Source organism: Streptomyces sp. NPDC058045, from assembly GCF_042885635.1.
Classification (GTDB): domain Bacteria; phylum Actinomycetota; class Actinomycetes; order Streptomycetales; family Streptomycetaceae; genus Streptomyces.
In genome coordinates, this window is the sequence record NZ_JBHVRR010000024.1 from 58218 (window position 1) to 66219 (window position 8002).

General features: G+C 71.4%; 5 protein-coding genes. All 5 read right to left on the reverse strand.

Annotated features, from left to right (window positions below):
• Positions 1 to 14 precede the first annotated feature (14 nt).
• Positions 15 to 1034, reverse strand: a complete 1020-nt coding sequence (locus ACFVST_RS16805) for an HpcH/HpaI aldolase/citrate lyase family protein (protein ID WP_390151776.1) — start codon at positions 1032 to 1034, stop codon at positions 15 to 17.
• Positions 1027 to 3102, reverse strand: a complete 2076-nt coding sequence (locus tag ACFVST_RS16810; protein WP_390151778.1) for a protein meaA — start codon at positions 3100 to 3102, stop codon at positions 1027 to 1029. Before ACFVST_RS16810 ends, ACFVST_RS16805 begins: the two co-directional genes overlap by 8 nt.
• A gap of 17 nt (positions 3103 to 3119) precedes the next feature.
• Positions 3120 to 4481, reverse strand: a complete 1362-nt coding sequence (gene ccrA / locus ACFVST_RS16815; protein WP_390151781.1) for a crotonyl-CoA carboxylase/reductase — start codon at positions 4479 to 4481, stop codon at positions 3120 to 3122.
• Between the two features lie 482 nt (positions 4482 to 4963).
• Complete coding sequence (locus tag ACFVST_RS16820; protein WP_390151784.1) at positions 4964 to 5770, reverse strand: TetR family transcriptional regulator; 807 nt, start codon at positions 5768 to 5770, stop codon at positions 4964 to 4966.
• A gap of 121 nt (positions 5771 to 5891) precedes the next feature.
• Positions 5892 to 7733 carry a 3-hydroxyacyl-CoA dehydrogenase family protein gene (locus ACFVST_RS16825; protein ID WP_390151787.1) on the reverse strand — a complete coding sequence of 614 codons (1842 nt, stop codon included), beginning with the start codon at positions 7731 to 7733 and terminating at the stop codon, positions 5892 to 5894.
• Between the last annotated feature and the right edge of the window lie 269 nt (positions 7734 to 8002).

Consider the following 8002-nt stretch of genomic DNA (forward strand, 5'->3'; position numbering starts at 1 on the left):
GTGTTCAGGGCTCCTCAGTCGACGGGCTTCTCGAACGTGGTGGTGCGCCGCATCCCCGCCGCGCGCCCCTTGCCGGAGATCACCAGGGCCATCTTGCGGCTGGCCTCGTCGATCATCTCGTCGCCGAGCATCGCCGAGCCCTTCCTGCCGCCCGCCTCCGAGGTGCAGTAGTCGTAGGCGTCGAGGATCAACTCGGCGTGGTCGTAGTCCTCTTGGGACGGGGAGAAGATCTCGTTGGACGCCTCGACCTGGCCCGGGTGCAGGACCCACTTGCCGTCGAAGCCGAGGGCGGCGGCGCGGCGGGCGACCTCGCGGTAGCCGTCGACGTCGCGGATCTGGAGGTAGGGGCCGTCGATGGCCTGGAGGTCGTGGGTGCGGGCGGCCATCAGGATGCGCATCAGGATGTAGTGGTAGGCGTCGGCGGGGTAGCCGGGGGGCTGCTCGCCGACGACCAGGGACTTCATGTTGATGGAGGCCATGAAGTCGGCGGGGCCGAAGATGATGGTCTCGGTGCGCGGTGAGGCGGCCGCGATCTCGTCCACGTTGACCAGGCCCTTGGCGTTCTCGATCTGCGCCTCGATGCCGATCCGGCCGACTTCGAAGCCCATGGTCTTCTCGATCTGGGTGAGCAGCAGGTCCAGCGCGATGATCTGCTGGGCGTCCTGGACCTTGGGCAGCATGACGCAGTCGAGGTTCTGCCCGGCGCCTTCGACGACGGTGATGACATCGCGGTAGGTCCACTCGGTGGTCCAGTCGTTGACGCGTACCACCCGGGTCTTGCCGCTCCAGTCGCCCTCGTTGAGGAACTTCACGATGGTGTGCCGGGCCTCGGGCTTGGCCAGCGGGGCGCAGGCGTCCTCCAGGTCCAGGAAGACCTGGTCGGCGGGGAGCTGCTGGGCCTTCTCCAGGAAGCGCGGATTGGACCCGGGCACCGCCAGGCAGGAACGGCGGGGGCGCAGGCGGTCAGGGGGCAGCGCGGCGGAGCCGCTTCCGTTGAGGGTGGTGGCGGGCGACGGGCTGGGCTGTTCATGCATGTGCGGGGACCTCCAGGGAGTCGAGCGTGTTCGCGGTACGGATCTCGTCGACGATACGGCCGATGATCTCCGTGATGCCGAAGTCCTTCGGGGTGAAGACGGCGGCCACCCCGGCCTCCTTCAGCCGGGCCGCGTCCACACCGGGGATGATGCCGCCGACGACGACGGGGATGTCACCGGCGCCCGCGGCCCGGAGCCGCTCCAGCACATCCGGTACGAGCTGGGCGTGGGAGCCGGACAGGATGGACAGGCCGACGCAGTGCACGTCCTCGGCGAGCGCCGCGGACACGATCTGCTCGGGGGTGAGCCGGATGCCCTGGTAGACCACCTCGAAGCCGGCGTCCCGGGCGCGTACCGCGATCTGCTCGGCCCCGTTGGAGTGGCCGTCGAGTCCGGGCTTGCCGACCAGCAGGCGGAGCTTGCCGGTGCCCAGGTCGTCCGCGGTGCGCCGTACCTTCTCGCGTACCGCGGCCAGTGGGGTGCCGGGTTCCGCGGTGACCGCGAGGGGGGCGCCGGAGACGCCGGTCGGGGCCCGGTACTCGCCGAAGACCTCGCGCAGCGCCGCGGCCCACTCGCCGGTGGTGACCCCGGCGCGGGCGCACTCCAGGGTGGCTGGCATCAGATTGGCGTCGGTGGTCGCGGCGGCCTTGAGCTGCTCCAGGGCCTTGCCGGGGCGGGAGTGGTGGAACGGCGGCTGGTGGCGGCCGTCGCGCCAGGCGCCGAGGGCCTTGGCCACCGCGTCCTCCACATCCGGGTCGACGGTGTGCACGGCGGTGTCCAGGTCCGCGGTGAGCGGGTTGGGCTCGGTGGTCTCGAAGCAGTTGACGCCGACGATCTTCTCCTCGCCGTTCTCGATCCGGGCCCGCCGCTCGGCGTGCGAGGTCACCAGTCGCGCCTTGAGGTACCCGGACTCGACGGCCGCCAGCGCGCCGCCCATCTCCTCGATCCGCTCGATCTCCGCCAGTGACTCGGCGGCCAGCGCGTCGACCTTGGCCTCCACCACATGGCTGCCGGCGAAGAGGTCCTCGTACTCCAGCAGGTCGCTCTCATGGGCCAGGACCTGCTGGATGCGCAGCGACCACTGCTGGTCCCAGGGGCGGGGCAGGCCCAACGCCTCGTTCCAGGCGGGGAGTTGGACGGCGCGGGCGCGGGCGTCCTTGGAGAGGGTGACGGCGAGCATCTCCAGCACGATGCGCTGCACGTTGTTCTCCGGCTGCGCCTCGGTCAGGCCCAGGGAGTTGACCTGCACGCCGTAGCGGAAGCGGCGCTGCTTCTCGTCCCGCACGCCGTAGCGTTCGCGGGTGAGGCGGTCCCAGATGCGGGCGAAAGCGCGCATCTTGCACATCTCCTCGACGAAGCGCACCCCGGCGTTGACGAAGAACGAGATCCGCGCGACCACGTCACCGAACCGCTCCGCCGGCACCTGCCCGCTGTCCCGCACCGCGTCTAGTACGGCGATCGCGGTGGACATCGCATAGGCGATCTCCTGGACGGGCGTGGCCCCGGCCTCCTGGAGGTGGTAGCTGCAGATGTTGATCGGGTTCCACTTGGGGATGTGGGCGACGGTGTACGCGATCATGTCGGTGGTGAGCCGCAGGGAGGGCCCGGGCGGGAAGACATGGGTGCCGCGGGAGAGGTACTCCTTGACGATGTCGTTCTGGGTGGTGCCGGAGAGGCGGGTGATGTCGGCGCCCTGCTCCTCGGCGACGACCTGGTAGAGCGCCAGCAGCCACATGGCGGTGGCGTTGATCGTCATCGAGGTGTTCATCTGCTCCAGCGGGATGCCCTGGAACAGCCGCCGCATGTCGCCGAGATGGGAGACGGGCACCCCGACCCGGCCGACCTCGCCGCGGGCGAGGATGTGGTCGGGGTCGTAGCCGGTCTGGGTGGGCAGGTCGAAGGCGACGGAGAGGCCCGTCTGGCCCTTGGCGAGGTTGCGCCGGTACAGCTCGTTGGACGCTTCGGCGGTGGAGTGGCCGGCGTAGGTCCGCATCAGCCATGGCCGGTCCCGGACCGGTGGGGCCGCGGACGGGGGCTGGGGCCGGGAATGCTCGGGACGCTCTGGCACAGGGTGCTCCCGTTCTCTCAGATGTCGCGGAAGCGGTTGATGGCGTCGAGGTGCCGGGCGCGCAGCTCGTGGTCGCGGACGCCGAGTCCTTCCTCGGGGGCGAGGGCGAGCACTCCTACCTTGCCCTGGTGGGCGTTGCGGTGCACGTCGTGCGCGGCCTGCCCGGTCTCGGCCAGGGGGTAGACCTTGGAGAGGGTGGGGTGGATCCTGCCCTTGGCGACGAGGCGGTTGGCCTCCCAGGCCTCCCGGTAGTTGGCGAAGTGCGAGCCGACGATCCTCTTCAGCGACATCCACAGGTAGCGGTTGTCGTACTCGTGGGTGTAGCCGGAGGTGGAGGCGCAGGTGACGATGGTGCCGCCCTTGCGGGTGACGTAGACGGAGGCGCCGAAGGTCTCGCGGCCGGGGTGCTCGAAGACGATGTCGACGTCCTCGCCGCCGGTGAGTTCCCGGATGCGCTTGCCGAACCGCTTCCACTCCCGCTGGTCCTGGGTGTGCTCGTCCTTCCAGAACCGGTAGTCCTCGGCGGAGCGGTCGATGATCGCCTCGGCGCCCATCGCCCGGCAGATCGCGGCCTTCTGCTCGCTGGAGACCACACAGATCGGATTGGCGCCACCCGCCAGCGCGAACTGCGTGGCGTACGAGCCGAGTCCGCCGGAGGCGCCCCAGATCAGGACGTTGTCGCCCTGCTTCATGCCCGCGCCGTTCCGCGAGACGAGCTGCCGGTAGGCGGTGGAGTTGACCAGTCCGGGGGCGGCGGCCTCCTCCCAGCTCAGATGGTCCGGCTTGGGCATCAACTGGTTGGACTTGACGAGCGCGATCTCGGCCAGACCGCCGAAGTTGGTCTCGAAGCCCCAGATCCGCTGCTCCGGGTCGAGCATGGTGTCGTTGTGCCCGTCGCTCGACTCCAGCTCCACACTCAGGCAGTGCGCGACGACCTCGTCGCCGGGCTGCCAGGCGTTCACCCCTTGCCCGGTACGCAGGATCACGCCCGCCAGGTCGGAGCCGATGACGTGGTATGGCAGGTCGTGGCGGCGGGCCAGCTCGCTGAGGCGGCCGTAGCGCTCCAGGAAGCCGAAGGTGGGCATCGGTTCGAAGATCGAGGTCCACACGGAGTTGTAGTTGACGGAGGAGGCCATCACGGCGACCAGGGCCTCTCCGGGGCCGAGTTCGGGCACCGGCACCTCGTCCAGGTGCAGTGACTTGCGCGGGTCCTTGTCGCGGGTGCTCTGGCCCTCGAACATGTCCACGTCGTCCCGGTGCACGGTGACCGCGCGGTAGGACTCGGGGAGCGGCAGGGCGGCGAAGTCCTCGGCGCGGGGCGGGCGTTCGCCCTTCGCGGTCCGGGACTGCGCTTGGATCGCGTCCAGGATTTCCTTCACGGTGTGCCTCCGGCGGGGAACGTCCCCGGGGGGACGGTGCGGTGCGTCGGTGGGGTCGGCGGGCGGGGAGCGTAGAAGGGGGATGCCGTCGGTCCGGCGGGGGGGTGAGGGGTTCGGCGGCGCCTGGTGTGGTGGCGCGGGAGGTGCCTGTGACGCAGGCGTCCGGGCGCGCTCGCCGTGGCTCGCGGGGACAGTCGGTGTGCGGAGTTCTCCGCTCACCGGCCGCCCGGACCTCTTCAACGTATGACACCGCGTGCCAGCCCGCAAGGCACTGCGTGCCAAGAAAGTCTCAACTGTCGTCAGGGTGCCTCAGTTGAGCGATGATCGATCGCATGTGTCCGGGAAAACCGTGCTGAACCGGGCGAATGCGGCCGGTCGCGGCGGTGTCCGAGATCACTGAGGGGCGGGCCGTACCTCGCCGGGGCAGCGCGAAGGCCCGCCACCTGCCGGCGACGGGCCTGTCGTGGTCCTGCGGGGCGGGCTCAGCCGCGTTCCTTCAGCGCTCCCTCGATGGTGCGCATGATCTCGTCCAGCGGGGCGTCCGTCCGCGCCACCGCCACCAGGACGTCGCCGGTGGCGGTCGCGGTGGTGGGCTGCGGCTCGTCCACCGGGCGGCCCGCGATACCGGTGCCGAAGGTGCGGCGGACGATGGCGAAGGCGTGGTCGAGCTGGGCCTCCACATCGCCCTGGGCGCCGGCCCGCAGCCAGCGCCGCAGGACATGGTTGTGCGCGGTGACCACCGCGGAGGCGGCCACCTCGGCCAGCAGCGGATCGTCGTTGGCCGCGTCATGGTGGGCGTGCTCGTCGAAGTGGCCCAGCAGATAGCGGGTGAAGAGGCGTTCGTAGCGGGCGACGGAGGCGATCTCCGCCTCCCGCAGGGTGGGCACCTCGCGGGTCAGCTTGTAGCGGGCCACCGAGATCTCCGGCTGCGCCGCGTACATCCGCATGACCTCCTTGATGCCCCGGCACACCGTGTCCAGCGGGTGCTCGTGGGCCGGGGCCGCGTTCAGCACCGCCTCCGCCCGGACCAGGGTGTCGTCGTGGTCCGGGAAGATCGCCTCCTCCTTGGAGCGGAAGTGGCGGAAGAAGGTGCGCCGGGCCACCCCGGCCCGCGCCGCGATCTCGTCCACGGTGGTCGCCTCGTAGCCCTTCGTGGCGAACAGCTCCATGGCGGCGGCCGCCAACTCACGGCGCATTTTGAGCCGTTGGGCCGCCGCGCGGCCACCCGCGGTGCGTTCCGGGGGGACGGTGGAGGTCTGCGTACGGGGGGACTTGGCGGCCTGCGACATGCCCCGAACGTACTCCATCGGTGCCGCGCGGTGTGCGGGTGCCCGCGGGGTGGCAGGGGGTGCGGGCGGGCCGCCGGACGGGTCCAGCAGCCCGCCCCACTCCGCCGGCCCGCCTCCGGGGTCAGCGGCGGGCATACTCGCGGAAGCCGCGGCCCGACTTGCGGCCGAGGCAGCCCGCGGCCACCAGATGCTCCAGCAGCGGCGCGGGCGCCAGGCCCGGATCGCGGAACTCGCGGTGCAGCACCTTCTCGATCGCCAGCGAGACGTCCAGGCCGACCACGTCGAGCAGTTCGAACGGCCCCATCGGATAGCCGCCGCCCAGCCGCATCGCCGCGTCGATGTCGTCCAGCGAGGCGTAGTGCTCCTGCACCATCTTCACCGCGTTGTTCAGATACGGGAACAGCAGCGCGTTCACGATGAACCCGGCCCGGTCGCCGCAGTCCACCGGGTGCTTGCGGATCCGGGCGCACACCTCGCGCACCGTGGCGTGCGCCTCGTCCGAGGTGAGCACGGTGCGCACCACCTCGACGAGCTTCATCGCCGGAGCCGGGTTGAAGAAGTGCATCCCGACCACGTCCTCGGGGCGGGCGGTGGCGCGGGCGCAGGCCACCACCGGCAGCGAGGATGTGGTGGTGGCCAGCACCGCGCCCGGCTTGCACACCTTGTCCAGGACCTCGAAGAGCTGCCGCTTGACCTCCAGATCCTCGGCGACGGCCTCCACCGCGAGATCCACCTCGGCGAAGGCCTCGCAACTCCCGGCCGGGGTGATCCGGGCGAGCGCCTCCGCGGCGTCCTCGGCGGTCATCCGTCCCTTGTCGACAGACCGCGAAAGAGACTTGCCGATACGGGACTTGGCGGCCGCGGCCTTCTCCTCGCTCCGGGCCGCCAGCACCACCTCGAAGCCGGCCTTGGCGAAGACCTCGGCGATCCCGGCGGCCATGGTGCCGGACCCGGCCACCCCCACCGAGCGCACCGCCCGCCCCGCGGTCCGAGGCCCCTCCGCGGCGGGCGTCAGCGCGTCCGGCACCACGGCGGCCGCGCCCGGCTCCGCGTAGGTGTAGAAGCCGCGGCCCGACTTGCGGCCGGTCAGGCCCGCCTCGCTGAGCTGGCGCAGGATCGGGGCGGGGGCGTGCAGCTTGTCGCCGGAGGCGGTGTACATGGCCTCCAGGACGGTGCGCGCGGTGTCGACGCCGATCAGGTCGAGCAGCGCCAGCGGACCCATCGGCAGCCCGCAGCCCAGCTTCATCGCGGCGTCGATGTCCTCCCGGGAGGCGTAGTGGGCCTCGTACATGGCGGCGGCCTGGTTGAGGTAGCCGAAGAGGAGGCCGTCGGCGACGAAGCCGGGTCGGTCGCCGACGGCGACGGGTTCCTTGCCGAGTTCGACGGCGAGATCGGTGACGGCGGTGACCGCGGCCGGGGCGGTGAGCACCGAGGAGACCACCTCGACCAGTTTCATGGCCGGTGCCGGGTTGAAGAAGTGCAGGCCGAGGACGCGCTCCGGGCGCTGGGAGTCGGCGGCGAGCCGCGTCACCGACAGCGCGTTGGTGCCGGTCGCCAGGATGGTGCCGGGCCGCACGATCGCGTCCAGCTCCCGCAGCACCTGCTGCTTGATCTCGTACGACTCCGGCACCACCTCGATGACCAGGTCGGCCTCGGCGGCCGCGGACAGTTCGGTGCCGGTACGGAACCGGGCGAGCACCTCGGCCCGGCCCGCCTCGGTGAGCCGGCCGCGGTCCACGGCGCGGGCGGTGGCGGCCTCCAGCGCGGCGGCGGCCTGGGCGGCGGCGGCCTCGCTCACATCGATGCCGATGACCTCGCGGCCGGCGCGGGCCAGCACCTCGGCGATACCGGTGCCCATGGTGCCGAGGCCGACCACGGCGACCGTGTCGAGGGGGACGGGGCGGGACTGGGCAGACTGGGGGGACTGGGAGGACAGGGGGGTGCCGGACTGGGGAGTGGCCATCGCAGGACTCCAGTGGGAAGGGTGACGGCTGAGGGGCGCACTCCGGAGGCGGGCGGTGCCTGGCGCTCACAGGTGCGGGAAGGGTCCGGGCCACGCTGCACCGGACCGACCGGCCGGCCCTGTCCCGAGGCCGTGCCGTACTGCGGTACCCGAGGTACCGGACCGACTGGCGTCGTACCGGACCGACTGGCGTCGTACCGGACCGACTGGCGTCGTACCGGACCGACTGGCGTCGTACCGGACCGACTGGCGTCGTACCGGACCGACTG

What these genes read in the sequence shown, in the direction of transcription:
- ACFVST_RS16805 (WP_390151776.1), bottom strand. Translation starts at nt 1,034, where the DNA reads ATGCATGAACAGCCCAGCCCGTCGCCCGCCACCACCCTCAACGGAAGC.
- ACFVST_RS16820 (WP_390151784.1), bottom strand. Translation starts at nt 5,770, where the DNA reads ATGTCGCAGGCCGCCAAGTCCCCCCGTACGCAGACCTCCACCGTCCCC.
- ACFVST_RS16825 (WP_390151787.1), bottom strand. Translation starts at nt 7,733, where the DNA reads ATGGCCACTCCCCAGTCCGGCACCCCCCTGTCCTCCCAGTCCCCCCAG.